28 protein-coding genes are annotated in these 26,325 nt (G+C 42.1%); 20 read left to right on the top strand and 8 right to left on the bottom strand.

Going from position 1 to position 26,325, the window contains the following annotated elements:
• Positions 1 to 5 precede the first annotated feature (5 nt).
• Positions 6 to 179, top strand: a complete 174-nt coding sequence (gene rmf / locus A1QO_RS09270) for a ribosome modulation factor (protein WP_017034258.1) — start codon at positions 6 to 8, stop codon at positions 177 to 179.
• Positions 180 to 313: 134 nt separating this feature from the next.
• On the opposite strand, the gene fabA is transcribed toward rmf, so the two are convergent.
• The gene (gene fabA, locus A1QO_RS09265) at positions 314 to 832 is read right to left on the bottom strand and encodes a bifunctional 3-hydroxydecanoyl-ACP dehydratase/trans-2-decenoyl-ACP isomerase (RefSeq protein ID WP_026026719.1); all 519 of its coding nucleotides are present in this window, start codon (positions 830 to 832) and stop codon (positions 314 to 316) included.
• A 72-nt stretch (positions 833 to 904) separates the two neighbouring features.
• Positions 905 to 2,551 carry a S16 family serine protease gene (locus A1QO_RS09260; protein WP_017038605.1) on the bottom strand — a complete coding sequence of 549 codons (1,647 nt, stop codon included), beginning with the start codon at positions 2,549 to 2,551 and terminating at the stop codon, positions 905 to 907.
• A 158-nt stretch (positions 2,552 to 2,709) separates the two neighbouring features.
• On the opposite strand from A1QO_RS09260, the gene matP reads away from it, so the two are divergent.
• The 3 genes from matP to A1QO_RS09245 all read left to right on the top strand — a co-directional run bounded on the left by matP (position 2,710) and on the right by A1QO_RS09245 (position 3,943).
• On the top strand, positions 2,710 to 3,159 hold the full coding sequence (gene matP, locus A1QO_RS09255; RefSeq protein WP_017034261.1) for a macrodomain Ter protein MatP: 450 nt from the start codon (positions 2,710 to 2,712) through the stop codon (positions 3,157 to 3,159).
• A gap of 22 nt (positions 3,160 to 3,181) precedes the next feature.
• On the top strand, positions 3,182 to 3,493 hold the full coding sequence (locus tag A1QO_RS09250; protein ID WP_017034262.1) for a DUF3634 family protein: 312 nt from the start codon (positions 3,182 to 3,184) through the stop codon (positions 3,491 to 3,493).
• 123 nt (positions 3,494 to 3,616) lie between these two features.
• Positions 3,617 to 3,943, top strand: coding sequence for a hypothetical protein (locus A1QO_RS09245; RefSeq protein ID WP_017034263.1), 327 nt, complete (start codon positions 3,617 to 3,619; stop codon positions 3,941 to 3,943).
• A 324-nt stretch (positions 3,944 to 4,267) separates the two neighbouring features.
• On the opposite strand, the gene A1QO_RS09240 is transcribed toward A1QO_RS09245, so the two are convergent.
• Positions 4,268 to 5,998, bottom strand: a complete 1,731-nt coding sequence (locus A1QO_RS09240; protein ID WP_017041214.1) for a response regulator — start codon at positions 5,996 to 5,998, stop codon at positions 4,268 to 4,270.
• Positions 5,999 to 6,002: 4 nt separating this feature from the next.
• Positions 6,003 to 7,121, bottom strand: coding sequence for an FIST signal transduction protein (locus A1QO_RS09235; RefSeq protein ID WP_026027058.1), 1,119 nt, complete (start codon positions 7,119 to 7,121; stop codon positions 6,003 to 6,005).
• A gap of 778 nt (positions 7,122 to 7,899) precedes the next feature.
• Between A1QO_RS09235 and ccoN the strand changes: the two genes are divergently transcribed.
• The 11 genes from ccoN (at position 7,900) to ttcA (ending at position 17,960) form a co-directional block, all read left to right on the top strand.
• Positions 7,900 to 9,327 (top strand): cytochrome-c oxidase, cbb3-type subunit I, encoded by a 1,428-nt coding sequence (gene ccoN, locus A1QO_RS09225; RefSeq protein WP_017034267.1) that lies wholly within the window; start codon positions 7,900 to 7,902, stop codon positions 9,325 to 9,327.
• A 12-nt stretch (positions 9,328 to 9,339) separates the two neighbouring features.
• Positions 9,340 to 9,960, top strand: a complete 621-nt coding sequence (gene ccoO / locus A1QO_RS09220; protein ID WP_017034268.1) for a cytochrome-c oxidase, cbb3-type subunit II — start codon at positions 9,340 to 9,342, stop codon at positions 9,958 to 9,960.
• 11 nt (positions 9,961 to 9,971) lie between these two features.
• Positions 9,972 to 10,148: a cbb3-type cytochrome oxidase subunit 3 gene (locus A1QO_RS09215; RefSeq protein ID WP_017034269.1), complete on the top strand. Its 177-nt coding sequence runs from the start codon at positions 9,972 to 9,974 to the stop codon at positions 10,146 to 10,148.
• Positions 10,145 to 11,125, top strand: a complete 981-nt coding sequence (ccoP, locus tag A1QO_RS09210; RefSeq protein WP_017034270.1) for a cytochrome-c oxidase, cbb3-type subunit III — start codon at positions 10,145 to 10,147, stop codon at positions 11,123 to 11,125. The genes A1QO_RS09215 and ccoP overlap by 4 nt, the downstream gene beginning before the upstream one ends.
• A gap of 84 nt (positions 11,126 to 11,209) precedes the next feature.
• Positions 11,210 to 11,689, top strand: a complete 480-nt coding sequence (locus tag A1QO_RS09205) for a FixH family protein (RefSeq protein WP_017034271.1) — start codon at positions 11,210 to 11,212, stop codon at positions 11,687 to 11,689.
• Between the two features lie 4 nt (positions 11,690 to 11,693).
• Positions 11,694 to 14,066 carry a heavy metal translocating P-type ATPase gene (locus A1QO_RS09200; RefSeq protein ID WP_017041213.1) on the top strand — a complete coding sequence of 791 codons (2,373 nt, stop codon included), beginning with the start codon at positions 11,694 to 11,696 and terminating at the stop codon, positions 14,064 to 14,066.
• Positions 14,066 to 14,260: a cbb3-type cytochrome oxidase assembly protein CcoS gene (gene ccoS / locus A1QO_RS09195; protein WP_017039974.1), complete on the top strand. Its 195-nt coding sequence runs from the start codon at positions 14,066 to 14,068 to the stop codon at positions 14,258 to 14,260. Before A1QO_RS09200 ends, ccoS begins: the two co-directional genes overlap by 1 nt.
• Entirely contained in the window at positions 14,260 to 14,934 is a 675-nt protein-coding gene (locus A1QO_RS09190) for a sulfite exporter TauE/SafE family protein (RefSeq protein ID WP_017034274.1), read from the top strand. The genes ccoS and A1QO_RS09190 overlap by 1 nt, the downstream gene beginning before the upstream one ends.
• A gap of 88 nt (positions 14,935 to 15,022) precedes the next feature.
• Positions 15,023 to 15,769 carry an FNR family transcription factor gene (locus A1QO_RS09185; RefSeq protein ID WP_017034275.1) on the top strand — a complete coding sequence of 249 codons (747 nt, stop codon included), beginning with the start codon at positions 15,023 to 15,025 and terminating at the stop codon, positions 15,767 to 15,769.
• 133 nt (positions 15,770 to 15,902) lie between these two features.
• Positions 15,903 to 16,850 carry a universal stress protein UspE gene (gene uspE, locus A1QO_RS09180; RefSeq protein ID WP_017034276.1) on the top strand — a complete coding sequence of 316 codons (948 nt, stop codon included), beginning with the start codon at positions 15,903 to 15,905 and terminating at the stop codon, positions 16,848 to 16,850.
• Positions 16,851 to 17,027: 177 nt separating this feature from the next.
• A complete protein-coding gene (gene ttcA, locus A1QO_RS09175) occupies positions 17,028 to 17,960 on the top strand; it encodes a tRNA 2-thiocytidine(32) synthetase TtcA (RefSeq protein ID WP_017041212.1) in 933 nt (310 codons plus the stop codon).
• 116 nt (positions 17,961 to 18,076) lie between these two features.
• On the opposite strand, the gene A1QO_RS09170 is transcribed toward ttcA, so the two are convergent.
• Genes A1QO_RS09170 through A1QO_RS09160 form a run of 3 tightly spaced genes read right to left on the bottom strand, consistent with a single transcriptional unit; the run spans position 18,077 to position 20,389 of the window.
• Complete coding sequence (locus tag A1QO_RS09170; protein WP_017041211.1) at positions 18,077 to 18,733, bottom strand: DUF2987 domain-containing protein; 657 nt, start codon at positions 18,731 to 18,733, stop codon at positions 18,077 to 18,079.
• Between the two features lie 11 nt (positions 18,734 to 18,744).
• On the bottom strand, positions 18,745 to 19,581 hold the full coding sequence (locus A1QO_RS09165) for a glucosaminidase domain-containing protein (RefSeq protein ID WP_017041210.1): 837 nt from the start codon (positions 19,579 to 19,581) through the stop codon (positions 18,745 to 18,747).
• Positions 19,574 to 20,389 (bottom strand): membrane protein, encoded by an 816-nt coding sequence (locus A1QO_RS09160; protein WP_026027057.1) that lies wholly within the window; start codon positions 20,387 to 20,389, stop codon positions 19,574 to 19,576. The genes A1QO_RS09165 and A1QO_RS09160 overlap by 8 nt, the downstream gene beginning before the upstream one ends.
• Before the next feature lie 300 nt (positions 20,390 to 20,689).
• On the opposite strand from A1QO_RS09160, the gene potA reads away from it, so the two are divergent.
• The 5 genes from potA to A1QO_RS09135 all read left to right on the top strand — a co-directional run bounded on the left by potA (position 20,690) and on the right by A1QO_RS09135 (position 25,517).
• The gene (gene potA / locus A1QO_RS09155; protein WP_017034281.1) at positions 20,690 to 21,832 is read left to right on the top strand and encodes a spermidine/putrescine ABC transporter ATP-binding protein PotA; all 1,143 of its coding nucleotides are present in this window, start codon (positions 20,690 to 20,692) and stop codon (positions 21,830 to 21,832) included.
• Entirely contained in the window at positions 21,816 to 22,673 is an 858-nt protein-coding gene (gene potB, locus A1QO_RS09150) for a spermidine/putrescine ABC transporter permease PotB (RefSeq protein ID WP_017038596.1), read from the top strand. Before potA ends, potB begins: the two co-directional genes overlap by 17 nt.
• Positions 22,673 to 23,452, top strand: a complete 780-nt coding sequence (gene potC / locus A1QO_RS09145) for a spermidine/putrescine ABC transporter permease PotC (RefSeq protein WP_017034283.1) — start codon at positions 22,673 to 22,675, stop codon at positions 23,450 to 23,452. The genes potB and potC overlap by 1 nt, the downstream gene beginning before the upstream one ends.
• Positions 23,453 to 23,619: 167 nt before the next feature.
• A complete protein-coding gene (locus tag A1QO_RS09140) occupies positions 23,620 to 24,657 on the top strand; it encodes an extracellular solute-binding protein (RefSeq protein ID WP_017041208.1) in 1,038 nt (345 codons plus the stop codon).
• Positions 24,658 to 24,776: 119 nt separating this feature from the next.
• A complete protein-coding gene (locus A1QO_RS09135) occupies positions 24,777 to 25,517 on the top strand; it encodes a GGDEF domain-containing protein (protein WP_017041207.1) in 741 nt (246 codons plus the stop codon).
• A 46-nt stretch (positions 25,518 to 25,563) separates the two neighbouring features.
• Here the strand turns inward: A1QO_RS09135 and cobB are convergent, their stop codons facing one another.
• Positions 25,564 to 26,295 (bottom strand): Sir2 family NAD+-dependent deacetylase, encoded by a 732-nt coding sequence (gene cobB, locus A1QO_RS09130; RefSeq protein WP_017034286.1) that lies wholly within the window; start codon positions 26,293 to 26,295, stop codon positions 25,564 to 25,566.
• Between the last annotated feature and the right edge of the window lie 30 nt (positions 26,296 to 26,325).

The following is a 26,325-nucleotide window of genomic DNA, read 5'->3' as shown; positions in this document are numbered from 1 at the left end:
ACACTATGAAGAGACAAAAGCGTGACCGCCTAGAAAGAGCACAATCTCAAGGTTACAAAGCGGGGCTAAACGGACGTTCTTCCGAAAATTGCCCGTATCAACAAATGGATGCGAAATCATATTGGTTAGGCGGTTGGCGTGATGCCAGAGATGACAAACAAGCGGGTCTCTATAAATAACTTCCTTCTGCATACAATGTAAAAAGGAACATTAGCCCCGAAAGGGGCTATATATGCAGCCATTGACGCACTATAACTAAATTTATAGTTAGAAATAAAGCGACTCAATGAGTCGCTTACTAATACATTCGTACTTAAAAAGCTGACGTATCTTGGAAAAGACCCACTTTAAGATCTTTTGCTACGTAAATTTCTTTTCCATCAACAAGAACACGACCATCAGCGACACCCATTACTAAACGTCGGTTAACGACACGTTTTAGATGAATTTCGTAGGTTACTTTTTTCGCGGTTGGAAGAACTTGTCCAGTGAACTTAACTTCACCCACACCCAGTGCACGGCCTTTACCTTTACCGCCAACCCAGCCAAGGTAGAAACCAACAAGTTGCCACATGGCATCTAGGCCTAGACAACCTGGCATTACAGGGTCGCCAGGGAAGTGGCAATCAAAGAACCAAAGGTCTGGAGTAATATCAAGCTCAGCTAATACTAGTCCTTTTCCGTTATCGCCTTCTGTTTCAGACATCTTCGTAACGCGGTCCATCATTAACATATTTGGCGCAGGAAGCTGCGGGTATCCAGGACCAAATAGTTCTCCTCGGCTAGAGGCTAGAAGATCATCACGGTCGTAAGAATCACGTTTATTTTGCATTATATCAATCACTCCAATTTCTGATAGGTGCATCTTAGTGAACAGGTGTACGCTAAACAACTCCGATCAGTTTTATGAGAACCAGTTTTTCAACCGCTCAATAATCCCAGGCGGATGTTCAAGTCTTTCATAGTTTTCAATGCGTTCAGCGATTTTACTAACGACACTGCTGTCGTCATCACCTCTAAAAGGTTTGTTAATTAAAATAGGGACGGCTTCATCAACGTTTGATACGGGCCAAATATGAAATTCGCCTGTTTTGATGCTCTCTATTACCGCTTTGTCTAGAGCCAAATGTTTCAGGTTTGAACGCGGTAAAATGACCCCTTGATTGCCAGTGAACCCTTGGTGTTTGCATACGTGGTAAAAACCTTCAATCTTTTCATTCAGGCCGCCAACCGCTTGCACTCGGCCAAATTGGTCAACCGCTCCAGTTACTGAGATTTCCTGTGTAATAGGGTAGCCAGACAGTGCACTGACAAAACAGCACAACTCAGCAAGTGAGGCGCTGTCGCCATCCACTTCACAATAAGACTGTTCGAATACCAACGAAGCAGAGTAAGGGAGAGGCTCATCAAAATTTAAGGCACTGCTAACAAAAGCTTGCATGATCATCATACCTTTTGCGTGCAGGTTACCGGCTAGGTCGACTTTTCGTTCTACGTCAGAGACATCACCGTCACCGAAGTGGAGAACACACGATATTCTCGCAGGCTCGCCATAAGAAATAGGGTGTCCCGCTACATCAACGACGGTTAATGCGTTAACTTGACCAACTTGTTCGCCCTTTGTTTCAATAATGACTTGACCATTCAAAATATCAGATAGAGCTCGCTCTGGAAGATAGGACTCTCGGTACTTCTTGTTATCAATCGCTTTATCTATGTCTTCAAAACGAATACTTTGATTATTTGAGACTAGCGTTGCTTCCTGTAAAAGAGCCAGGTGCCACATCAAACAGACAGGAACGTAACCTTGATCTTCCGTGTAACGAGCACCAGCAAGCAGCAAACGTTTAATAGATGAGGGTTCAATAAAAGGAAGCGAGTAGGTTGTTGTGATCCAGTTAAGGTAGCCTAGATAAAGTTCAATGGTCGAGTCTGACAACGGAAGCTCAAGTTCCAACTCACTAAATAGGCACAAACCGGTATGGATGTCGGCATCTAAATAGTCTATTTCAGCGAGTTGCTCGCGGTCTCCGACGATAACAATTTTGAGGTTGTAATAGTTTTCGATCGCCTGATCTAATTCGTGTTTGGGATCAAGATTAATCGGTGACGTATTTTGCCCTAAAACAACGGACTTCAATTTTAACCAGCTAGCTGGGTTCGCCAATAAGAACGTCGCGCTAAGAATCAGATACCCATTGTTTGCATGATCTAATAGGCCAGGGACATGCTGTTTGAGCTCGCCATCTTCAGCTTTGTATTGGCCAAAGACCTTTGTTGAATCTAAAGTTTCGCTGTAGATCACCGAAGTGGGAGCGCCGACACACGATTTAACTTTTTCAGAGATCAGGTTTCGATATAGAGCGTTGTCAGGCGCATTAATCATCATGACTCTTGAAACGCCAGAAAGTCCAACAAATTGATCAATTGCTCCAGAAAGGCGGGTTTGAGTTGCCATAAACGCTTTAGGTGGGATTGAAGTAATACCTTCAATTGATTGATTAAAAGCGTCGTATTGAGGCGTGACCGCGCGCCAGATTTCTTGATTCATTCATTATCATCATAGACATATTAAGGACTGAAAATTGTAACGTAAAAGGGCATTTGGGCATAGATAAAATGATCTTTCTCTATTTTTTTAACTAAGATAATTGTTATATAACAGGCGTAGAGTTACGCTGTCACCATAGACAGTCAATGGATAGAGAAATGAAGTATCAACAGCTTGAAAATTTAGAATGTGGGTGGAAGTGGCAATATTTGATTAAAAAATGGAAAGAAGGTGATGAAATAACCCGCCATATTGATTCTAGTGAAGCTGACTCTGCGGTTAAAGCGCTGCAAAGTTTGGAGCACGAGCCCACATTAGTCCTTGACTGGATTGAAGAACACATGGCTTTAAATTTAGATAACAAAATGAAACAGGCGATACGAGCAAAACGTAAACGTCACTTCAACGCAGAGCAGATACACACTAAAAAGAAATCCATCGACCTCGATTATAGAGTTTGGGAAAAACTCTCTTATCGCGCTAATGAGCTAGGTTGTACCTTGTCTGACGCGATTGAATATCTTCTTACTGAAGCATCGAGAAGTGAAAAGGCCAGCCAGACAGTGAATGATCTCAAGCAAGATCTGAGTAAGCTGCTTTCCAATTAATTACTAGATATGAGGTTAAGTCATGTTATATGTCATTCTCATCGGTGCCATCATTGTCTTTTGGCTTGTTGCTGTAGACCGGCCAGTACTGAAAGTAACGTTTGTTGCAGGGAAGATTTCGAAAGTAAAAGGGCATTTCCCTGCAAAATTTCGAACAAGTGTTGAAGATATAGCCAGCATTGTACCTTTTGATGGCACTTTTAAAGTATATCAACAGCGTACCGGGCCTAAATTGGTGTTTTCGGAGGCCGTGCCCAAAAAGGTTCAGCAAAGAATACGGAATGTTTTTCCACATCAAGGTTTTAAAAATAAGTCGAGCAATAAAAGAGCCTAGTCCATTGTTAAACAATGTTATTCAACAACGTTATTACACATAGACAGGCCGTGCCTCGATAATTTTAACCTCACTTAAGGCGTTTTAATCTGCAGTTGTTAAGCTACTTCGTAGGAGGTACTTATGATTGTACGACTAATAGTGTTAACGGTGCTCTTATCTGGCTCTGCGTGGGGTCAAGACGATACGGATTACAACGCGACGGCAAAGAAGATCAAAAAGCATCTAAGTAAGCAGCTGAGAAAACTCGAATTTGAAGATAACGATTTCTGCGATCTAATGTTAGAAATGAAGTTGAAGCAGAGCTATGCCACTGTTCGAAGAGTTCATGGCACGGGTGGAAGCAAAATGTGCCGAGAAAGTAAAAAAATACTTAAGAAACAGAAAAAATTCCGATTTACCGAGCCTGAAAAATACATACGTATTCATGTTTCAACTAAAGATTTGTGAAGTTTCTTCCGTCAAATCACGAACTATAAGAGACAATGGAACGAGTGATGGAGTTGCGACTAACAAACCTTAGCCGTAACAAGCTTTAGAACGGATGAATACGCTAGAATCAGCCCAAATAACCCATACAATTAAGTGCGTATTATGTATATTATGGTAAATTAAAATCGGGTGTAGCCTGGTTCACGTCTATTCACTTGTCACATCTCTTCTTTGCCACCTATCTATTGAACATAAAGCTATTTACCATAAAGTACCTAATAATCATTTATTTATCTGGCGATAATAAGTGATTATTAGTTTAGAACGTTACTCATGTAACCTTTAGTTAATCTGTATTTTGGCAACTTCATAGAGTGCTTGAAGTATTTCTTGGCGTCTTATTGGTTTAGAGACAAACATATTCATTCCCGCTTCTAGGCAATCTTGTTTGTCTTTCTCCATCGCATGCGCGGTTAGCGCTATGACGGGGATTGTCTCATTAAATGTGCGTAGTTCTTTGGTGGCCGTCAACCCATCCATGATAGGCATCGAAATATCCATAATAACAACGTCTATTTTGTTGAAGCTGTCATTTTTTAAGTATTCCACCGCTTCCCGACCATTAGATAGTGTTGTTACATTGTAACCATATTTTTCTAGTAAGAGTCGGATGACCATTTGGTTGGATTTCGTATCCTCGACGACCAAGACATTTTCTATTTCCGGAGAAAAGTCTGGGATCGATGTTTTTTTCTTAGCGTTACTACTCTGTTTTTTCTTATTGACTGGGATGAGCACTGTAAAGCAAGATCCTTTACCTAAGGTACTTTCGACGTGAATCTGCCCGTTCATTAATTCAACGAGATGCTTAGTTATGGTGAGCCCTAGCCCTGTTCCCCCATATTTTCGGGTGATTGAACTATCTGCTTGTGTAAAGGGAGAAAATAGAGTGGGTATTCTACCGTTTTCAATGCCTATTCCGGTATCTATGATCACTATTTCTAGTCGTTTATCTTGCACTTTAGCGGAAACAGAAATCGTCCCTTTTGTGGTAAATTTAATCGCGTTACCAACTAGGTTAAATACAATCTGGGATAGACGCGTAGGATCGATCCAGTATAAGTCTCGATCAATAGTATCGAAGTCAACCTTCAGGTCTAATCCCTTTTTTTCTGCCTGACTAACATAGTTTTCGAGGGTCTTTTTCAGTTGCTCTCGCAGCTTAATCCACTGATATTCCGTAGAGAATTTACCCGATTCGATTTTGGTCAGATCTAGAATGTCATTGATCAATACTAGCAATAGTTCTGCAGAAGACTCTATTTTACTCAGTGTCTCTAGCTGCGAGCGGTCAACAAGCTCACACTCCAGAATGTCAATAAGACCAAGCACCGAGTTCAACGGTGTTCTTAATTCATGACTCATCATTGCCAAGAATTGAGTTTTCGCCTTACTGGCCTCTTCAGCTTTTTCTCTTGCCAGTTTAAGTTCTTCTGTTCGGATCAGCACTAATTCTTGGAGGCTCTCTTTGTGCTCTATATCAATGAGCGCTCGCTCCAATAGCGGTTCAAAACGTGACAACGTATCGCGTGAGGAAATTGGGAACTGACCTTTTCTTTGCCCCAATAATAAGATAACTGATTGAGAGATTGTCGTGTTTATCCCAGTAATGATCGCTGCGTTAATCTGGTCTTTAACAAATTGATTTAAATGAGAGAATTCAGAGAGAATGGTTGGCTCAAAAAGAATAATTCGGTCTCCATTTAGGACTCGAGTAAACTTTTCCCCTACTGGCCAATTGACGTTAACGAAAGCCGAGTTCGATGTTAAAAATGTCCTAAATTCCGAATCACTTTGTGTTTTACTTAAAACGACAAAATCATCAAAATCGATGTATAAAGCCAATATTCGCTTCAGCTCGTGGAAAATTTGGTGTCGATTTTGAGCCCCTGTAATGGCGGATATTGCGTCAAGAATCGCCCTGTTTTCTATAGCTAGGTTCGCCTCGCGCTGTTGGCTTCGTTTAAGCTCTAGCAGGATTTCGTTTAATTCTTCTTTCGCTTTAAATTCCATATTGCTACCAAGAGGAATGAAAGACAGCAGATGACACCATTAAATTACCATGGGCATTCTCGCCACCAATGAATCGTCCTTGTTCTCCATAGGTAAATGGGCAGATAAACGGGTTGTTGCTGAGTTCAGCTCTTATTCGTCTATTTACCTCGTGAATATCTTCTTCTAAGTAAAGCATGGGTCCTGCACACATGATACAGATAGCGCCAATGACCAGTTGTTCTGAGTGGATGTTTCGTTTGGTTTCTTTAAGAATTCGCGCGGCACGAGAAATAAGTTGCTCTCGGTCACCGGACATTAAGGTAACTTCATCCCCAACCGCTACGTTAGTAAACAGTAATAATCCTTTGTTTATGCTTATATTTATGGGGTGAGATAACTTGTAGTAAGGTGTGGTGTAAACTTCTCCGACCATTCGCCCTAAAGGATATTCGGTCACGAGTTCAAAAGAAAAATGTGTGGGTACTTCTACTCCCGCATGATCGCTGATCCATTCCAGGTAGACGTCCTGCGCTGATTGGTGGTCAATCTCTAATATTTCTCTGTCGTTACATTTCGTGATTGTACCTTTGAACTCTGTTGGCGTGTACCCTGCACTCAATCCTGCGGTGACTTTTTGTGAAGGGTAAAAGAGTTGTAGTGCAAATCCGGTGTTTGTTGCCCCTGATTCTGTAAAAATGGACCACTGCTGCTTTATGTTGTTGTCCGCAGCGCTTCCGCCAATGATGGGTACTTTGGTATGAAAAACATTATCAATTTCTTGAATTATCGATTCTTCAATACCTGGTGTTGCATGTAAGATAATAAACCCTGGTACTTCTCCAACACGCTTAGCATTATTAAGAGCGGTATTTAGTGCATTAGATGTCGCCTGCTTTATATTACAATCGCTTGCTAATTCGATCAGACCTGAGCCATAAGCACTTGTATCAATATCATAGATAGCCAAAATGCCGACCACATTGCCAAAATGTACTCCCTTTTCTGTCATTATTCCCTGACAACTTGAGCAGCCAATGATAGAGATATTTCTTAGAGACGAGTTAAAAGCGTGTCGTAACTCATGGGGATCGTATTTTTCTGTGTAATAGCAGATTATGCTTGCAAGGTCCTCACGATCCAACCCGCTCAATAATTCTTCTATGGCAGTGTGTTCATCTTCAATATGTGTGACTCGGGTAATAAACTGCATAACATGTATTAAATGAGCTAAATCGTGACGTTATTTATACAATAGATTTGCCCTTGGACCTATTAGTTCAAGCTATGAATGATTCATTGTTTGAAATTTATAATGTTAACTTGATATATGTCGTTATTTTCGAGGGTTACATTTAACATTATCTCGGTATTTTGTCCCTTCTTGGGCAATGTCCATACGAACAGTCCATCGGTCTCAATAGGTATTAAGTCACTCGAAACAGTGACCTTCTCACTGTTGAAATCTAGCTTTAATTTACCTTGGTTAAATCTGGCCTCCAAAGTGTTGTTTTTTACATCAAATAAACACAGTTCTTGGTAGTTGCAATCCACTAATTGAATTTGTGAATGGGTTATCGTGCGCCACGTAAATACACCTACCAGTATAGACAACGTGATGATTATTTGAACAAATCGTCCTTTAGTTAGGGGTTGAGCTGCCATTGTTTTTATGCCTCCATGTAATTAAGTTCAAATTTTTAAAAAAAACCCTCAAAACCTGACCATTAGCAAGGTTACTAAGCTGTCATTAAATTGTTAATTCAAGTATAGTTTCGTCCTGAAAGTGCCACTTTTTTAAAAGTTGATAATGGAACTGAAACGCCGATATAAGGCTTATATTTCCAAAGGATTTGGGTGGCATTACGACACTAGTCGTGTTGGAAGTAAAGTGTAGTTAATAAAAAAATGGAAGCATGCAAATGAGCCAAGAACAGCAGCTTGAGCAAAACTATAACTATACAGTCGTTCGCCAGTTTACCCTTGTAACTATTCTTTGGGGTATTGTTGGTATGGCTGTTGGTTGTTTGATTGCCGCTCAACTAGTTTGGCCACAGCTAAACTTTGATACGCCGTGGTTGACATACAGTCGCCTACGTCCTCTGCATACTAATGCGGTTATTTTTGCGTTTGGTACAAGCGCGCTATTCGCAGCATCTTATTATGTTGTGCAGCGTACTTGTCAAACTCGTTTATTTGGTGGCCCTCTCGTCGCATTCACCTTTTGGGGATGGCAGGCGATAATTTTAGCCGCTGCAATTACTCTACCTTTGGGGCTTACCTCAGGTAAAGAATACGCAGAACTAGAATGGCCAATCGATATTGCTATTACATTGGTATGGGTCGCTTACGCAGTCGTGTTCTTTGGAACACTGATCACGCGTAAAACCTCACACATTTATGTAGCAAACTGGTTCTTTGGAGCCTTTATCATCACCGTTGCCGTTTTACATATTGTAAACAGTATGGCGATACCAGTGTCAGCAGGAAAATCCTACTCGATTTACGCGGGTGCGATAGATGCGATGATACAGTGGTGGTACGGACACAATGCGGTTGGATTCCTTCTAACTGCCGGTTTCTTAGGTATGATGTATTACTTCGTCCCTAAGCAGGCAGAACGTCCAGTTTATTCTTACCGTTTATCCATCGTTCACTTTTGGGCGCTTGTTTCGCTCTATATTTGGGCGGGTCCTCACCATTTACACTACACCGCGCTACCTGACTGGACACAGTCGCTAGGTATGGTTATGTCTTTGGTTTTATTTGCTCCGTCATGGGGTGGTATGATCAACGGTATTATGACGCTGTCTGGTGCTTGGCATAAACTTCGCTATGATCCAATCCTACGTTTCTTAGTGGTTTCTCTATCCTTCTACGGCATGTCTACATTTGAAGGCCCAATGATGTCGATTAAGACGGTTAATGCCCTATCCCACTATACTGATTGGACGGTTGGTCACGTTCACTCTGGTGCATTAGGTTGGGTTGCAATGGTCACGATTGGTACGGTTTATCACCTTATTCCTCGCCTATTTAATCAAGAACGCATGTACTCAGTTGGCTTGATCAATGTGCATTTCTGGTTGGCGACGATTGGTACGGTTCTTTATATCGTAGCCATGTGGATATCAGGTGTTATGCAAGGTCTAATGTGGCGCGCGGTCAATTCAGACGGTACGCTAACGTATAGTTTCGTTGAATCAGTCCAAGCTTCATACCCTTACTATACTGTTCGTTTCATTGGTGGCTTTATCTTCCTTGCTGGTATGTTCTTAATGGCATACAACGCATACAAGACAATCGCCGCGCCAAAAGATAGCCTAAAAGCTATCCAGCAACCGGCTTAAGGAGATTATAGAATGAGCTCTAATTCGAACAATCGCCATGAAATTGTTGAACGCAATGTCGGCTTGCTTGCCATACTGATTGTGATAGCGATCAGTTTGGGTGCTTTAGTGGAAATTACGCCACTTATATTCCAAAAGCAGACAACCGAGCCTGTAGAAAACTTGCGCCCTTACACGGCACTAGAGATGGAAGGTCGTGATATCTATATCCGTGAAGGGTGTAATGTTTGTCACAGCCAAATGATTCGTCCATTCCGTTCTGAAACTGAACGTTACGGTCATTATTCTGTTGCTGGTGAGCACGTATGGGAACATCCATTCCTATGGGGTTCTAAGCGTACAGGTCCCGATCTTGCCCGTGTTGGCGGTCGTTATTCTGATGAATGGCATCGTGTACACCTAATTGATCCTCGTGAACTTGTTCCTGAGTCAAACATGCCTGGTTTTCCTTGGCTTGAGGAGAATACCCTTGACGGTAAGCACACTCAGAATAAGTTATTGATCTTTAAGAATCAGTTTGGTGTTCCATACACTGATGAGCAGATCGCCAGTGCTGAAAAAGATGTTGAAGGAAAAACAGAGATGGATGCCATCATTGCTTATCTTCAATCTCTTGGCCATGCAATGAAATAAGGGGAATAGTTATGGATATTGGTACTATTCACAGTATATGGACCGTCGTGTTGTTTTCTAGCTTCATTGGAATTGTATGGTGGGCGTACGGCAAAAACCGTAAAGCTCGCTTCGATGAAGACGCAAATTTAGTGTTTGCTGACGAACAAAACACGGAACCTAAAGAACAGGGAGTGACGAAGCAATGACTACATTTTGGAGTCTTTGGATAATCATCATTACTATCGGTACGTTGGTTGGATGTGCGGCCGTACTTATTTGGTGCCTGAAAGATAAAATGGGCGTTGAAGACGGTGCTGACATGGGCCATGAGTATGATGGTATTCGAGAATTGAATAACCCTCTACCTAAGTGGTGGACTTACTTATTCATTAGTACGTTCATATTTGCCGCCGTTTACCTTGCTCTTTACCCAGGTCTGGGTAACTTCAAAGGGGTTTTAGGTTGGCAAAGTTCGGATCAAACCGTTCGCTCTTTGGAAGAGTCAAAAGCATCGATAGCGAATGCGCAGAGTAGTAAGCAGCTCGTCCAGTACGCAAAAGAACTCGATGATGCTGATGCGTACTTTGGAGAAGCATTTAAGCGCTTGGCATACGATGCGAATGGCACAGACTTGCGTTCAATCCCGGATATTGCTGGCGATGAGGAAGCGGTTAAAGTCGGACAACGTCTGTTTTTGCAAAACTGTTCTCAATGTCACGGTTCAGATGCTCGTGGTCAAAAAGGCTTCCCTAACCTAACTGACGATGCTTGGTTGTACGGCGGTGAACCTGCTGCTATTGTCACGACATTGATGAATGGCCGTATTGGTCAAATGCCAGCTTGGAAAGATGCGTTAGGCGAAGACGGTGTGAAAGAAGTGGTTTCATACACTTTAAGTCTTTCTGGTCGTTCAGTGAATGCTCGTGAAGCGGAAGCGGGTAAAGCTAGGTTTGTTGTCTGTGCTGCATGTCATGGTACAGATGGTAAAGGTAACCCTGCTGTTGGTGCACCTGACCTAACGGATCAAGTTTGGCTATACGGTGGTTCACGTGCTGACGTAACAGAAACACTAATGAATGGTCGTTCTGGCGTAATGCCTGCTTGGAAGGATATTCTAGGCGAGGACAAAATTCAGCTTGTGTCTGCGTATGTTTGGAGTCTGACAAACTCAGATAATAAGTAACAATTCAATAACAGCCCCTTTATAAGGGGCTGTCTTTTCTATAGTTTTACATTCTTATTTCTTTTTGTTGTAGAGAATTTTTTTATGGTACTTCCTTGGTATAAACAGTTTTGGCCGTGGTTTCTAATCATACTACCGGCTACCGTCGTGGTTTGGACTATCGCAACAGTGGTTGTTTTTTCTCAGAACTCTGTTTCTTTGGTGACAGAGGATTACTATAAAAAAGGCAAAGGCATCAACATCGATATTTCAAAAGTTCGAGTGGCTAAAGAGCTTGGGCTTTCTGCGACTGTCCAGTCTCAAGGTAATACGGTAGTGTTTCAGGTCGATAAGGGCTCGTTAGAACATTACCCTGCAATTACCGCTATGTTCGCACACAGAACGTTAGCCGATCGTGATTTTAGCCGTTTGGTGACGTCAGATGCTAACGGTACATATCGATTACAGCTAGATACGGAGCTTCAGGGGCCTTGGTTTATCGAGCTTTCACCTCATGATAAACAATGGCTTATTCAAGGCCGCGTTGGCTTTCCTTCAGACGCTACAATCCCATTAATGAATTAATACTATGTGCAAATCGTGTTATCACTGCGGTGAAGAAGTACCAGTCAACACGGATTTTAAGGTTGAGATCTTAGATGAGATTCGTCCAATGTGTTGTCCGGGTTGTGAAACCGTAGCGCAAACTATTGTTGATAGTGGATTAATTTCTTATTACCAATTCCGTACCGCACCTGCCGACAAAGTTGACTTGGTTCCGGAACAATTATTAAGCTTAATACATTATGACAACGAAGAAGTTCAATCTGAGTTTGTTCGACATAATGAAAACAGTTCGGAAGTGACACTGTCTATAGATGGTGTTTCTTGTGCAGCCTGCGCTTGGTTGATCGAAAAGCATCTGACCAAAGTGAAAGGCGTTCAATCGATCAGGGTGAACACGACAACGAACCGAGCGTTGCTGGTGTGGGACAAGTCTCTCGTCAAGCTCAGTGAACTGATCTCAAGCATTCATACTTTAGGATATAAAGCCGCGCCTTTTGAGGCCGATCAACATGAAGCTTCCTATCACCAGTCAATGAAACAATACCTCTATCGATTAGGTATTGCGGGTATTGCTACCATGCAGGTTATGATGCTAGCGGTCGCACTATACCTAGAAGTGTTTGGTGATTTAGAGCCTGAGTTTAAGAACTATTTTCGCTGGGTAAGCTTAATTTTCGCTACTCCCGTCCTACTCTATTCTGCCCTTCCTTTTTACCTTAACGCTTGGCGTAGTATTCGTGGTAAAACATTGGGAATGGATGTCCCTGTTTCCATCGCTCTAATTTTTGCTTATGTAGCAAGTTTAATTGCAACGGTGACTGAGCAAGGTGAAGTATTCTTCGAATCGATTTCGATGTTTACTTTCTTCCTATTAGTTGGGCGGTTTCTTGAAATGCGTGCTCGTCGAAAAGCAGCGGCTGCCAGTGGTAATTTACTGAAGCTGATACCTGCAGTAGCGACAACGCTAGACGGTGAACAGATTCCTGTTAAATCTTTAACTATTGGCGACATCATCAGAGTGCTTCCCGGAGAGCATATTCCTGCGGATGGTAAGATTTGCGCTGGTAGAGTTCATATTGATGAATCGATGCTGACGGGTGAATCGCTCCCTGTAGTTAAGTCCCAGGGTGATATGGTTTTTGCGGGTACTTTAAATGGAGACGACTCTTTTGAACTCGAAGTGTCTGCATCCAAAGCGAATTCCGTTATTTCAAGCATTGTTCGTTTACAAGACGAAGCTCAAATGTCGAAGCCGAAAATCGCTGAAATAGCTGACATCGTCGCTCGTTACTTTGTTGCTGTTATTCTTATTGTCGCAGCTTGCACATGGTATTTCTGGCAACAGTCGCGTCCGGATGATGCGTTTTGGATAATGTTATCGGTGTTGGTTGCGACGTGTCCTTGTGCTTTATCTCTTGCAACCCCTACAGCACTCACGTGTGCAACATCAAGAATGGGCAATTTTGGTATTTTGTTACGCAAAAGCCATGTATTTGAAACGCTCTGTAAAGTGAACCATCTTGTCGTTGATAAAACGGGCACATTAACGTGTGGCAATGTTGAGATTACCGACGTTGATGTTGTCGCCGATATCGATAAAGACACATGCATTGCTTTGGCCTCTGAGCTAGAGTCCCATGCCAATCACCCTATTGCTCGCGCCTTTAAGCAGCTCTCAGCTCCATTTGTCACAGAAATAGCTGATGTTGAGAACATCATTGGTTCTGGTATCCAGGGGTGTTACCAAGGACAACACGTTAAGATTGGAAGTGCTGAGTTTATCTTAAGTGGGGATCACCAGGCCGAAGCGAACAGCGTCTATCTTTCTTTGAATGATGTCCATATCGCCACGTTCAGCTATAGCGATCCTATTCGAAAAGAAAGTGCGGACTTTATTCAACGCTTTCGAGATGCGGGCATCAAAGTCACGCTTCTAACCGGTGATACTCAGGCCAACGCTCAGTTAGTTGCAAGTAAAATTGGTATCGATAACGTTATTGCCTCAGCTAAGCCTCAAGACAAGCTCAGTTATTTAAACCAGTTAGATGGGGATATCACCATGATGGTCGGTGATGGGATCAATGACGCCCCTACTCTTGCTGGCGCCCATATATCGGTTGCAATGGGTGGAGGTACAGATGTTGCTAAGGCGTCTGCAGATATGGTGCTCCTTGGGGATAGATTAGATCGTTTGTTGGAGGCTCGTGAACTCGCACTATCTACGCGTAAGATCATTCGCGAAAATTTAGCATGGTCTCTTGGGTACAATGTGTTGATTCTGCCGTTAGCGGTGGCCGGGTTAGTTGCACCTTACATTGCTGTGCTTGGAATGTCCGGAAGTTCAATCATCGTAGTATCCAATTCATTGCGCTTACTAAAAGAGCATAAGAAATAATGGAAAGTTTGTATTTGCTTATCCCTATCGCCATCGTCCTTGTTTGTATTGCCGTGGCGGTTTTTCTTTGGGCTGTGAAAAGTGATCAGTTTGAAGATCTAGAAAGACAGGGTCACAATATTTTGTTTGATGATGATAAGTCAGAAAACGACAAAAAAATTCGAGACAAAACCCTTAGTAAGGGTGAGAAATAATGTCTATCGACTGGATTGGCGCCTTCTTTATTGGTCTCGTTGGTGCGGGTCATTGTATGGGCATGTGTGGTGGCCTAGCCTCTGCGCTTAGTATTGGTCAGCAGAGGCCTTCAGCTATCATTCCCTTGTATTACAATATCGGTAGATTATTGAGCTACTCGGTTATTGGTGCGCTCATTGGTAGTGCTGTTTCTTCCTTGGTTGAGTTTAGCCAGCTTAACCAGGCCCTTGCTTGGTTACGACTTGTTGCTGCTCTATTCATGATTATACTCGCGTTGTATGTGGGTCGATGGTGGTTTGGATTGTTGGCCTTTGAGAAGTTAGGGCAACATTTTTGGAAGTACATATCACCTCTTGGTAAATCTTTATTACCGTTAAAAAAACCACTTCATGCTCTGCCCTTCGGATTTGTCTGGGGGTGGTTACCCTGTGGTCTCGTTTACTCTATGTTGACATGGGCAGCGGTGTCCGGCAGCGCAATGAATGGAGCATTAATCATGCTTTGTTTTGGGCTCGGAACATTGCCTGCCATGCTCTTAATTGGTTACAGCGCAAGTCACTTGAAAAGAATACAACAATCGACATTATTTCGTAGCGTTGGAGCCGGGCTTATTCTCGGTTATGGCGTGTACACGGGTTATGGCGCATTAATGATTTTATCATTTAGTTTTTAAGCGTGTGATTTAGTTTGTTTTTTTTAACTACCCTTTAATGTTAAGCGGTGGTAAAATATTGATGTATATCAAATTGTGAAAGGTTGTTATGATTTCTGAAAAGCCAGCTACAAAGCGCATTCAATCTGGCGGTTGTGCTATCCACTGTCAAGATTGCAGTATTAGCCAGCTGTGTATTCCATTTACACTGAGCGAATCAGAGCTTGATCAGCTCGACCAAATCATCGAACGGAAAAAGCCTATCCAAAAAGGACAGGAACTTTTTAAAGCCGGTGACGAGTTGAAGTCTTTGTATGCTATTCGTTCTGGAACGATAAAGAGTTATACAATTACAGAGCAAGGTGATGAACAAATTACAGCGTTTCATTTGGCGGGTGATTTAGTGGGTTTTGATGCCATTACTGATGATTGCCATCCAAGCTTTGCTCAGGCACTTGAAACCTCAATGGTGTGTGAAATACCTTACGATATCCTTGATGACCTTTCCGGGAAAATGCCAAAGCTTCGCCAACAAATCATGCGTTTGATGAGCAATGAGATTAAAGGCGATCAAGAAATGATTCTTCTGCTCTCAAAGAAGAACGCAGAAGAAAGGTTAGCCGCTTTTTTATACAACCTATCTACCCGCTTTTCACAACGTGGATTTAGCCCAAGAGAGTTCCGACTAACCATGACTCGCGGTGATATCGGTAACTACTTAGGTTTAACCGTTGAAACAATTAGTCGTCTATTGGGCCGTTTTCAGAAGGCTGATATTTTAAGTGTTAAAGGCAAATACATTACTATTGTTGATCACGATGCACTAATGAAGCTTGCTGGCGTAACAACAGAATAGTAAGTAACTTCAATGACGTAGCTAATTGATGAGCTGCGTCATACTTCCACAACCTTTCCTCTTTTTTTCTCATACCTCTCCTCATATCTGCGCTACATTAGTTATATAGTCGAAAACAAATTAGGGTGTCCGTATGAGTATCTACAATAAGATTTTGGTGGTTGCCGACATCAATAACGACCAGCAACCAGCGCTAGCAAGAGCCATACAGCTGGCTTCAAAAAGTACCTCTACAAGCCACGTTATGTTTTTCTTATCTATCTATGATTTTTCATACGATATGACGTCTATGCTCTCATCTGACGAACGCGATGCAATGAGAAAAGGCGTCATCCATCAACGTGAACAGTGGATGAAAAAAGTGGCTGAGCCTTATCTTGAAAACGATATCGAATTTGAGATTAAAGTGGTGTGGCATAACCGACCTTATGAAGCGATCATTGCGGAAGTATTTGCTGGCTCTCATGATATCCTTATTAAAGGAACGCGAACGCACGATATTCTTGAATCTGTTATTTTCACGCCAACCGACTGGCACTTACTAAGAAAATGCCCTTCCCCTGTGTTGCTGGTTAAAAATGAGTTTTGGCCTGATGACGCGAATATTATCGCCTCAGTTCATGTAGGGTCCGAAAATGAAGCGCATAGTGATCTCAATGACAGAATGGTTAAGCAACTTCAAAATCTTTCTGAGCGACTCAATACGAATTCTTACCTTGTTAATGCCTACCCGATCACGCCCGCAAACATTACCATCGAATTGCCAGAGTTTGATCCAAGTACTTACACCGATGCGGTGCGAGGCCATCACTTAACCTCAATGAAAGCACTGCGACAAAAACATGGTATGGATGAAGAACAAACGATTGTCGAACAAGGACTACCTGAAGACATCATTCCAGAGGTCGCTAATAGGCTAAATGCTGCCATGGTTATTTTAGGGACTACGGGCAGAACAGGCTTGTCGGCTGTTTTTATCGGCAATACCGCGGAGCATGTTATTGATAAGATCAATTGCGATGTGCTTGCGTTGAAACCCCATGGCTACATCAGCCCTCTTGACCCACAAACATCGATCTAAACTGAGTTTATTTCTGACAAAGAGTAGATTGACTAACAACGCCTTCTGATTTTGCAAAGTGACAAATGGCATAATCTGCTAGGCGTTTTTCTTGGTTGATTCAATCAGAATTACTAGCATCTATCCAATTTATCCGTATCATACGCACTTCATTTTGGTTTTGAGATTTTACAGCAGATGCCTGAACAGACCCAAGAGCTTACACCAGCTCAGAGAAACAACTTCAATAAATTACAAAAACGTATTCGCCGAAATACAGGTCAGGCCATTGCTGACTTTAATATGATTGAAGATGGCGACCGAATCATGGTTTGCCTATCAGGCGGGAAAGACAGCTTTACTATGCTCGATATTTTGATGAGCTTAAAAAAAAGCGCCCCTGTTAATTTTGAGCTGATTGCTGTTAATTTAGACCAAAAACAACCCGGTTTTCCAGGCCATATTCTTCCTGAGTATTTAGAGAATCTGAGTGTAGAGTATAAAATTGTTGAAGAAGATACCTACTCCATTGTTAAAGATAAAGTACCAGAGGGCAAAACGACATGTTCTCTCTGCTCTCGTCTTCGTCGTGGTATTTTGTATAAAACAGCAAAAGAGTTAGGGGCAACCAAGATAGCACTAGGCCACCATAGAGATGACATCATCGAAACGCTATTTTTGAACATGTTTCACGGTGGTAAATTGAAATCCATGCCTCCAAAGCTGGTTTCAGACAACGGTGAGCATGTCGTTATTCGCCCATTAGCGTACTGTCGTGAAAAGGATATTATCAAGTACTCAATGATGTGTGATTACCCTATCATACCGTGTAATTTGTGTGGCTCTCAGCCTAATTTGCAACGTCAGAATATTAAACAGATGCTCAATGCCTGGGATAAGCAGTTCCCTGGTAGAATTGAAACCATGTTCACCGCTATGCAAAATGTCGTTCCTAGCCATCTTGCTGATCATCAACTGTTTGATTTCAAATCTATCGACCGAGATTCAGGGGTTATTAATGGTGGTGACATCGGTTTTGACAAGCCTGAGATCCCAAGTATGGCCTTGGAAGACAGCGATATTGTCACTGAATTTGATCCAAGCCTAGCGCTTAAAGTCACCAATATTTAAATGACTAAGTGATACAGATAAAAAAATAGCGGCTATTTAGCCGCTATTTTTTTAATCAGAAACGAATTTTATCAGCAGTTCGTATCTTTTAGACACCGGTTATTTGAAAATGAACATTATTTGGCTGATGGAATAAATGGAAGTACCCGCATCGTTTCTTGCGGCAGTGACATTGATCCTCCCTTTTGGATATCATCAAGCGTGACGGTCGCTATGCCGTTCACAATCGGAATGATTTCTCCGTGTGAAAGTTCAATGTTTCCAGTGAGCTGGTTTGCAAACTCGAGAGTTAGGCCCTCGACATCAGGAGAGAACCAGCTGGAAAACATGCCACCTAAGTCATCGAGCATCGATTTCATTTGTGGGAGATATTGAGCCACTTCTTCATAACCCACTACGCCTTTCAACGGCTCTTTAGATAGAACAACCATGGAAAAGTCGCATTGCATGTCTTCGGGCGTATGAACGAACACTAACGGGTTGGCTTGTTTTAAATTGTCGTCAAGTGGAATTATCAGTTCTCGATTCGACGCGACTTTCAAAACTTCATAATGTTCATCTTTTTCCATCCACGCTTTGTCAATACTGCACAATTGCTTGGTTTCTGCGTTCACAAAAAAGAAGCCTACTTTTACGTCGTCGTGCCCTTCATTCAAGTTGTTTTTCATTTGCGTGAACAGCTTTGAATAGGTGAATCGGTACTCTTCAGCGACCGAAGGAAAGGCTGAAAACAGTACCGTTGTCGCCAGTAATAGTGTCGATAATTTGTTCATGGTTCTTCTTATTATTTTGACCAAAATGGTTGGTTAAAGCGAATCATACCTTGCAGTTCAGTCACGTAAGGTTGCCCACGTTCTGAATAACGCACTAATCCGTTTGTTAACGCAATAGCCGTTTCGCTGTTAAGTAAGTCTTTGTTTTCCGAATGCAATCCAAAGCGTATATCTCTCAGTTCTTGATAGGCTTGATTGCGATTCACATTCATAAAGTAGTGATGGATAGATTCCTGTACAGAATCAAACTTTGCAACCTCATGAGTCATGCCATCAGTTCTTTGTTGTGGAACGACACCACAGCCAGAGCTGTAACACCACTGACCAAAGTAATTATTTGCTTGAGTAGCGAAACGAGATGTCCCCCAACCCGATTCTTTCGCCGCTTGAGTTAACACTAATGCCTCTGGTAAAACGTCAACTCGGTGAAGCATCGACTTTAGCCAATCGACAGTGACATCATTTTCTGAAAGCGCCACATTATATAGGCGAGCAAGACGTTTTGCATATGAGATGTCTTCTGATGTGAGAGCATTAGACTGAAGATGTTCTAACATCGATTCCAATCGGGCCCTTTCTTTTATGATGCGTTTGTTTTCAAGAGCAACGCCCGGCTTTAAATACTCAAAAAACGCCTTCTTTTTTTGTTTGATATCAGAAATAGCAGCGAAGTCTGGTGCATCACTGATTTGTTTGCCTTCAATGCTTGTTTCTCTTTGGCTATCTTCGAACACGTTGACGTTTTTATCCGTGACATCTACGTCTTGCTTGGTCAAAAATAAACTCGACACCAAAGCGGTCGAGGCGAGCCCTAGTCCAACAATTAACCCGCTCCATTTTTTAGGCATCGAAGAACCTCGAGTCTTTATTGTGATGGTCATCGTTTGGCGTATCGTCATTTGATTTTTCTGACGCATAAACCTTCAACTTAATGCCAAACATGTTTCGGTAAATAATCCCCTTTACGTGGAAGAAAAACGGTAAAACAAAGATAAGGCCAATGCCGTAAAATACCGCCGCCGCAACAAACAACATAGTCACGACTGAGTAAATGGCGGCAATAGACAGGATCTTCTTATTCACCGCTCTCAATGACATCCACAACGATTGAAACGGGCTGACTCTTTTCTCACATACTAGGAGAATAGAATTACTAAAAGCTAGTGAAAGGTATAAAGACACGAATGGTAAGAATGTCCCTGCGATACCTTGTAAAACCAACGAAAAAAGCGTTGCTATAATGACTGGCACTGTGAACTGTAGCCCTTTACCTATATGGCGAAGTTTTGTATTCAACCCGGCAGCGTGGCTCATGGCCATCAAACTCAGCCCCGCAAAAAATGGAGCACTGACCACTTCATAACTAAAGTTTGCGACAAAAATTGCCTGAACGATAGATTGGTTAAAGTTTTCTGGGTTTTCAAAGATATCAAGAACAATTGAAGGGTCACCAATTTGTAGCTTTAACGCGATGTAAAAGATGGCGAGTTGCAGCACGAGCAAAATCATTACCGCTGGAGAGAACGAAAGAAAATGCTTAACAGTCATGCTGCCCGCTTCTTTTAAAACCTCACCTACTTTTAAATCGTATTGACCGGACAGCGCTTTGTCTACGCTCCCCCCTAGGTTGAAGTCTTTTTCAATGTCATTGTTCATTCTAACGTCCGTCGCAATGGCGCTTGCTTTAAGTGGCTTTAAATAGCTGATTGAAGAAATTAGCCGCATTATACTTAAAAGGTAATTATACGAAAATCTGTTCCGTAGTTTATCCTCATTTTCTTACATATTCGTCTACTATTTCTACTTACACAGGCTCGCGGCCCTCTCGCCTAAAATTTGAATAGGCTCCGAATAGCGATTTTGCACGAATTCAGTGTAAAAATACTTTAAATTCACTAGATTGATGATTATCATCCGCCCATTATTTGATCTTGTATTAAACTCGATCATACGTCCATGAGTTCTATTGGGAGCCAGACAGCCTTGAATACTCATCCAACGAAATCCACACCCATAGTTCAATTATCGGCAGTAAGTAAAAGCTTCGACGGTCAGAAAGTGATTAATGAGTTTTCTATCGACGTCAATCACGGGGAGTTCCTCACTATTTTGGGCCCTTCTGGTTGCGGTAAAACAACCGTTCTGCGCTTGATTGCCGGGTTTGAAATGGCCGATGTGGGTAGTATTACGCTCGATGGTGTCGATATTACCGAGCTCCCAGCAGAGCAAAGACATGTGAATACTGTCTTTCAAAGCTATGCATTATTCCCTCACATGACGATTTTTGAGAATGTTGCGTTTGGGCTTCGCATGCAGAAAGTCCCTAATGATGAAATTAAAACACGCGTGATCGATGCCCTGTCTATGGTTCGACTAACAGAACACGCAAGCCGTATGCCTCATCAACTCTCTGGTGGTCAGCAGCAGCGCGTCGCCATTGCTAGAGCTGTGGTTAATAAGCCCAAAGTACTGTTGTTAGATGAATCCCTGTCTGCATTGGATTATAAGCTTAGAAAGCAGATGCAAATTGAATTGAAGCAGCTGCAACGTCAGCTTGGCATCACCTTTATCTTTGTTACTCATGATCAAGAAGAAGCGCTGTCTATGTCTGACCGAATCATTGTCATGCGTGATGGGGTGGTTGAACAAGATGGTACGCCACGACAAATCTATGAAGAGCCTCAAAACTTATTTGTTGCGCAGTTTATAGGTGAAATTAATGTCTTTAATGCAAAAGTACTTTCTCGAATAGACGATGAAAAGATATTGGTTTCGATAGAGAATTCAGACAGCGTGGTTCATTACAAAGCGCCCGTTGAAACCGACGATGTTCTTCAAGTACTGTTACGCCCAGAAGATTTAAGAGTGACTGAAATCATAGAATCAGAAAACACAGGAATCATTGGTCATGTTATCGATCGTACCTATAAAGGAATGACTCTCGATTCTGTCATTGAATTGCCTTCTGGAATGAAAGTGATGACGAGTGAGTTCTTTAATGAAGACGATCCAGATGTGGATCACTCATTGGGCCAAAAAGTGGCGATCTCTTGGGTAGAAACTTGGGAAGTGGTACTGACTGATGCACAAATGGTTTAACTTCAAAAACACGATTTTAACGGTAATCATTAGTTGGTTGGCCCTATTTGTGCTGATTCCTAACATTATGATTATCGCGACGAGTTTTCTGACACGTGATGAGGCGAACCTAATCGACCTGACATTCACGCTACATAACTACGCTCGCTTAATGGATCCACTCTACCTCAAAGTGCTTTGGCATTCATTTTATATGGCGATTATGGCGACCGGGCTCTGTTTGTTTATTGGGTACCCTTTCGCCTACCTAGTGACTAAAATGCCTGTGAACGTAAGACCCCTAATGCTGTTTCTGGTAATTGTTCCGTTTTGGACTAATTCACTGATTCGTACTTATGGGTTGAAAATTGTTCTTGGTACTCAAGGTGTATTGAACAAAGGGTTACTCGCGTTAGACATTATTGATAAACCGCTACGCCTTATGTATACAGAAACTGCGGTAATGATTGGTTTAGTCTACGTTTTGCTGCCGTTTATGATACTGCCACTCTATTCAACCATCGAAAAACTGGACGGTTCCTATATCGAGGCTGCGAAAGATTTGGGTGCGAACAAGTTTCAAACCTTTGTTCGTGTCATCTTACCGCTAACGATGCCCGGGATCATCGGTGGGTGCTTATTGGTGTTGTTGCCTGCTCTTGGAATGTTCTATGTGGCCGATTTGTTAGGAGGCGCGAAAAACTTACTGATTGGTAATGTGATTAAGAGTCAGGTGCTTAATGCCAGAGACTGGCCTTTTGGCGCAGCAACGAGCATTGCGCTTACCGGAGCGATGGCCATATTACTGTACGGCTACTATAGAGCTGGAAAGCTTCTTAACCGAACCACGGAGTTAAGCTAATGGGGCGCTTTTCTAAATACAGTTTCATTTCCTTTGTTTACGCGTTTCTGTATCTGCCAATCATTGTATTGATCGTTAATTCGTTTAATAGCAATAAATTTGGAATGAAATGGGGTGAGTTCACTTTTAAGTGGTATCACTCTTTAGTGAACAATGACAGTCTCATGCAGGCTGCGTGGCACTCGATCAATATTGCAGTTTTCTCCGCAACAGCGGCTGCAGCTATTGGTAGTTTAACGGCTGTAGCCTTATTTCGGTATCAATTCAAAGGAAAGCCCGCCGTCAATGGCATGCTTTTTATTGTCATGATGTCTCCAGATATCGTGATGGCAATTTCATTGCTTGCCTTGTTTCTACTCATCGGCGTGCAGCTTGGATTTTTAACTTTACTGATCGCACATATTACATTTTGTTTGCCTTTTGTGGTTGTCACCGTATACAGCCGCCTAAAAGGCTTTGATGTGAAAATGCTCGAAGCCGCTAAAGATCTTGGCGCAAGTGAATGGACGATCTTGAAAAAAATCATTCTACCCATTGCCAAGCCCGCTATTGCCGCAGGTTGGTTATTGAGTTTTACACTCTCGTTGGATGACGTAATCATCAGTTCTTTTGTGACAGGTCCAAGCTATGAAATACTGCCACTCAAAATTTATTCTATGGTTAAGGTGGGCATTTCTCCTGAAGTGAACGCACTCGCCACTATTATGCTCGTCGTTTCGTTGTTTTTAGTCTTGCTCTCTCAATGGGTAGGCAAAGACAGATTGACAGCACAGCAATAAAGATTACTTATATGGATATCAGGCATATTTCGTAACACAACACGCCCTAGAAATGGGCTAATTATTTGTTGGCATATCCTTGAAATATGCGATCTTTTTTCTAAACTTACCCTATGCTTGTTATACAGGCATTTCACGTTAAGTACGCAACATAAGATGGATGTAAAATGAAAACAAAACTAAGCGTCGCAGCACTATTTGCCGCTACTTTATTCTCTCAATCAGTCTTCGCTGACGACAAAGAGCTGTATTTTTATAATTGGTCTGAATACATCCCTGCTGATGTACTAGAAAGTTTCACCGAAGAAACGGGTATCAAGGTGATTTACTCGACGTACGAGTCTAACGAGAGTATGTACGCCAAGTTAAAAACGCAGGGTTCCGGTTATGACTTAGTTGTTCCATCGACGTATTTTGTTTCAAAAATGCATAAAGAAAACATGCTGCAAGAGATTGATAAGACCAAACTCTCTCACTTTGCGGACCTCGACCCTAATTATCTAAACAAACCTTTCGATCCTGGTAACACCTACTCTATTCCTTATATTTGGGGCGCGACGGGCATTGGTGTGAATTCAGATATGCTGGATGGCAGCTCACTAACAAAATGGGGAGACTTTTGGGACAGCAAATGGGAAGGTCAACTTATGCTAATGGACGACTCTCGTGAAGTCTTTCATATAGCATTAACGAAGTTAGGCTATTCACCGAATACGACTAACCCTGAAGAAATTGAACAAGCCTATCAAGAGTTACGTAAGCTAATGCCAAATGTGTTGGTGTTCAATTCGGATTTCCCTGCCAACCCATACCTTGCTGGCGAGGTTTCTTTAGGCATGTTGTGGAATGGCTCTGCTTACATGGCACGCCAGGAAGGGGCTTCCATCGATATTGTGTGGCCAGAGAAAGGCGCTATTTTCTGGATGGACAGCTTAGCGATCCCTACAGGGGCTAAAAATACAGAGGCTGCGCACAAGATGATCGATTTTCTTTTACGCCCAGAAAACGCCGCGAAGATCGCTTTAGAGATCGGTTACCCAACCCCTGTTAAGACCGCTTATCCATTGTTACCAACCGAGTTTGCTAATGATCCAAGCATTTTCCCACCGCAATACATTATGGACTCTGGCGTATGGCAAGACGAAGTTGGTGAAGCAAGTGCACTTTATGAAGAGTACTTCCAACGTCTCAAAGTAGGCAACTAAGCAGTGAGGTGTCTCGAGTAATGATTCATAAAATCTATTCGAGACACTTTTTTTCAATAAGGAAATAGGCAATCAAATATGAAATAAGGCACTCTAGTGCACTGGTTTTAATCACATTTATGCTTTTAGTTTCAATTTCTATGAAAATGCTCAGCCATTTAGTCGAAGTTGATTCTCACTACGACTTTATCTTTGAAAGCAACTCTCTCTTCATCACGGCTTATATCTATTTTATTTCTAGAAAAGTTCTTCACTCCAATCGCATATTGAAAATAGGCTTGCTCATGCTGGTATTCAATATGTTTTATGATGTTATCACCGAAATCAAAGTACTTGATGAACTCGCTGATAAGTATGAACTCATCGATACATTCTTAGAAGATGGGATTCTTCAGATTTCATATTTGATAATAGCGATTGGTGTAACTCGCCTTCTTAACAAAGTCTATTATGAGAATACTATTGATGAGTTAACGGGTCTTTATAATCGAAAGAAACTTAACGCTATCTCAAAACCTGAATTCGATATCGTCTATCTTGATATCAATGACTTAAAATCCGTAAACGATACCAAAGGTCATGCTGTCGGTGACTTACTCATTATTCGGTTTTCTCAAGCACTGCTTAATGCCAAACACCGTGGAGAAAAAGCATTTCGAATCGGCGGTGATGAGTTTGTCGTGATTGTAGACCCTGGAAGAGCTCAGGAGTATGTGGACTCTGTCATTCGAGTTTTGAAAGGCGAACCCATAACATTCAGTTATGGGTTTGAAACGACAACATTAGACAACATGGAGCAGGCGTTAAACCAGGCTGACTTGGCCATGTACAAAATGAAAAAGAAAAAACGCTCAGTATGATGAGCGCTCAAATCAAAAGGTTAACTGACTGCTCCTGAAGCTCATGTTAGGCTGACTTTTGGCTCTCCAGCGTAAGCAGCTCTTCTACAAGTTTAGGCACTTCTACACTGGCTTTACCATAACGCTTCTCTGCAAATTCACTTTCCACTGCACTCGGTTCTAGATTAATCTCGATTGAATGCGCCCCGTGCATTTTTGCATCGTGAACAAATCCAGCCGCCGGGTAAACAACGCCTGACGTACCAATAGAAATGAAAAGATCGGTTTGTTCTAGAGCGGAATAAATATCCCCCATTCTAAGCGGCATCTCGCCAAACCAAACGATATGTGGTCGCATCTGAGCGGGGATTTGGCAACAGTGGCACAAGTCTCCAGTCTGAATATCACCAGTGTGTTCAATAACTTGGTTTGATTCACTACAGCGAGACTTTAAAAGCTCCCCATGCATGTGGATAATGTTTTTGCTCCCGCCTTTTTCATGGAGGTTATCAATATTTTGAGTAATGATCGTGACGGTGCCTTCTAACTCTCTTTCAAGTTTACCGAGCGCTATATGTGCAGCGTTGGGGCTGATAGCATCAGATTGAAGTTTTTTACGTCGTTGATTATAGAAGTCTTGTACAAGGTCGGGATCTTTTTGAAAGCCTTCAGGCGTAGCCACATCTTCAATGCGGTGATTTTCCCACAGGCCATCTTGAGTTCTGAATGTTTTAATTCCGGACTCAGCAGATATGCCCGCCCCCGTTAAGATTACAATGTTTTTGTAAGGAAACTTCATGCTATATCCTTTTAGCGCTAACTTTAAATA

It is taken from the genome of Vibrio genomosp. F10 str. ZF-129, from assembly GCF_000287055.2.
Lineage (GTDB): Bacteria > Pseudomonadota > Gammaproteobacteria > Enterobacterales > Vibrionaceae > Vibrio.
Note: the sequence above shows the minus strand (reverse complement) of the source record. Positions and strands in the feature narration are given on the sequence as shown.

Excerpts from the sequence above, each read along its gene's own strand:
- ccoP (WP_017034270.1), top strand. The coding sequence starts at position 10,145 with ATGACTACATTTTGGAGTCTTTGGATAATCATCATTACTATCGGTACG.
- A1QO_RS09190 (WP_017034274.1), top strand. The coding sequence starts at position 14,260 with ATGTCTATCGACTGGATTGGCGCCTTCTTTATTGGTCTCGTTGGTGCG.
- A1QO_RS09170 (WP_017041211.1), bottom strand. The coding sequence starts at position 18,733 with ATGAACAAATTATCGACACTATTACTGGCGACAACGGTACTGTTTTCA.
- potA (WP_017034281.1), top strand. The coding sequence starts at position 20,690 with ATGAGTTCTATTGGGAGCCAGACAGCCTTGAATACTCATCCAACGAAA.
- A1QO_RS09215 (WP_017034269.1), top strand. The coding sequence starts at position 9,972 with ATGGATATTGGTACTATTCACAGTATATGGACCGTCGTGTTGTTTTCT.
- A1QO_RS09165 (WP_017041210.1), bottom strand. The coding sequence starts at position 19,581 with ATGCCTAAAAAATGGAGCGGGTTAATTGTTGGACTAGGGCTCGCCTCG.
- rmf (WP_017034258.1), top strand. The coding sequence starts at position 6 with ATGAAGAGACAAAAGCGTGACCGCCTAGAAAGAGCACAATCTCAAGGT.
- A1QO_RS09260 (WP_017038605.1), bottom strand. The coding sequence starts at position 2,551 with ATGAATCAAGAAATCTGGCGCGCGGTCACGCCTCAATACGACGCTTTT.
- cobB (WP_017034286.1), bottom strand. The coding sequence starts at position 26,295 with ATGAAGTTTCCTTACAAAAACATTGTAATCTTAACGGGGGCGGGCATA.
- A1QO_RS09250 (WP_017034262.1), top strand. The coding sequence starts at position 3,182 with ATGTTATATGTCATTCTCATCGGTGCCATCATTGTCTTTTGGCTTGTT.
- A1QO_RS09140 (WP_017041208.1), top strand. The coding sequence starts at position 23,620 with ATGAAAACAAAACTAAGCGTCGCAGCACTATTTGCCGCTACTTTATTC.
- ttcA (WP_017041212.1), top strand. The coding sequence starts at position 17,028 with ATGCCTGAACAGACCCAAGAGCTTACACCAGCTCAGAGAAACAACTTC.
- uspE (WP_017034276.1), top strand. The coding sequence starts at position 15,903 with ATGAGTATCTACAATAAGATTTTGGTGGTTGCCGACATCAATAACGAC.
- A1QO_RS09135 (WP_017041207.1), top strand. The coding sequence starts at position 24,777 with ATGCTTTTAGTTTCAATTTCTATGAAAATGCTCAGCCATTTAGTCGAA.
- A1QO_RS09200 (WP_017041213.1), top strand. The coding sequence starts at position 11,694 with ATGTGCAAATCGTGTTATCACTGCGGTGAAGAAGTACCAGTCAACACG.
- potC (WP_017034283.1), top strand. The coding sequence starts at position 22,673 with ATGGGGCGCTTTTCTAAATACAGTTTCATTTCCTTTGTTTACGCGTTT.
- ccoN (WP_017034267.1), top strand. The coding sequence starts at position 7,900 with ATGAGCCAAGAACAGCAGCTTGAGCAAAACTATAACTATACAGTCGTT.
- A1QO_RS09205 (WP_017034271.1), top strand. The coding sequence starts at position 11,210 with ATGGTACTTCCTTGGTATAAACAGTTTTGGCCGTGGTTTCTAATCATA.
- A1QO_RS09245 (WP_017034263.1), top strand. The coding sequence starts at position 3,617 with ATGATTGTACGACTAATAGTGTTAACGGTGCTCTTATCTGGCTCTGCG.
- A1QO_RS09160 (WP_026027057.1), bottom strand. The coding sequence starts at position 20,389 with ATGAACAATGACATTGAAAAAGACTTCAACCTAGGGGGGAGCGTAGAC.
- A1QO_RS09185 (WP_017034275.1), top strand. The coding sequence starts at position 15,023 with ATGATTTCTGAAAAGCCAGCTACAAAGCGCATTCAATCTGGCGGTTGT.
- ccoS (WP_017039974.1), top strand. The coding sequence starts at position 14,066 with ATGGAAAGTTTGTATTTGCTTATCCCTATCGCCATCGTCCTTGTTTGT.
- ccoO (WP_017034268.1), top strand. The coding sequence starts at position 9,340 with ATGAGCTCTAATTCGAACAATCGCCATGAAATTGTTGAACGCAATGTC.
- fabA (WP_026026719.1), bottom strand. The coding sequence starts at position 832 with ATGCAAAATAAACGTGATTCTTACGACCGTGATGATCTTCTAGCCTCT.
- potB (WP_017038596.1), top strand. The coding sequence starts at position 21,816 with ATGCACAAATGGTTTAACTTCAAAAACACGATTTTAACGGTAATCATT.
- matP (WP_017034261.1), top strand. The coding sequence starts at position 2,710 with ATGAAGTATCAACAGCTTGAAAATTTAGAATGTGGGTGGAAGTGGCAA.
- A1QO_RS09240 (WP_017041214.1), bottom strand. The coding sequence starts at position 5,998 with ATGGAATTTAAAGCGAAAGAAGAATTAAACGAAATCCTGCTAGAGCTT.